Below are 1139 nucleotides of genomic sequence, written 5' to 3'. Positions count from 1 at the left end.
CTTTCGTCAAATCCACCATTACACTTTAGATGATCAATAGCTTTATTTAAATAAACACAATTCCAAATTGTTATTGCATTGATTATAATATTTAAAGCACTGGCACTTTGCAATTGTTCTTGTAAAGCTCTTCTTCTAAATTCTCCAAATTTACCAAAGAAAATAGCTCTTGCCAGGGCATTCATAGCTTCTCCTTTATTTAGTCCTCTTTGAATGCGTCTTCTAAAGTTTTTATCAGATATATATTCCAATATAAATGTTTTTTCTATTTTACCCATTTCCCTTAAAGCTTTTGCCATACTATTTTTTCTTGAGTAGGAACCTAGTTTTTCTAGGATTAAGGATGCTGAAACTTTCCCTATAAATATTGAATGAGCTAATTTTAATACAGATTCATAATCATCAGTTATTGATTTAACATTTATACGACCTTTAACAATATCCTTAATCGTTTTATAGAACTCTTCAGTATCATTAAATGAAAACAAAACATATTCTGATAAATCTCTTATTCTTGGAGCAAATCTAATTCCAAATAAATGAAATAATCCAAATACTTGATCTGTGTATCCAGCTGTATCAGTATAATGTTCCTCTATTTGAAGCTCAGATTCATGTCCCAATATACCATCAAGCAAGTATAGCGAATCCCTTGAATTAGTAGTAATTACATCTATACTATAAGCAGAATATTGGTCACTTACATGACGATACATTGTAAGTCCCTTTCCTATTCCATAGTGTGGATTCTAATCAGCATAAATTGAGGAAACTCCAACTTCAACACGCATACCATCTGAGGATGAAGTTGTGCCATCTCCAAAGTACTGTGATAGGTCAAGATAGTGTTGGTAGTTTACAAGAGTAGCTTGTGCTTTTTTTAAGGCATCATCATGGAGTCTCCATTCTGATATATTTGCCATTTGAGCATAAGTAATATCTGATGTTGAATCTGCCATTTTTTGAACTCCTATATTTGTACCAAGTGCCATTATTGCTGCCATCAATATAGGTATTTCCTCATTTTTAGGCGGCTTATCTGTAGATGCATGGGTTAAATGCTGTTCGAAATGAGTCCATTCTGAGACCTCTAAAAGCAATTCAGGAAGACTTATCTTAGGAATCATTCCATAAATCAT

General features: G+C 32.5%; 1 pseudogene. It reads right to left on the bottom strand.

From position 1 onward, the window contains the following. A pseudogene (locus tag Q0649_RS07935) lies at positions 1 to 1139 on the bottom strand (transposase); the annotation flags it as partial.

The sequence above is a fragment of the uncultured Clostridium sp. genome (assembly GCF_937920395.1).
Classification (GTDB): domain Bacteria; phylum Bacillota; class Clostridia; order Clostridiales; family Clostridiaceae; genus Clostridium_AD.
Note: the sequence above shows the minus strand (reverse complement) of the source record. Positions and strands in the feature narration are given on the sequence as shown.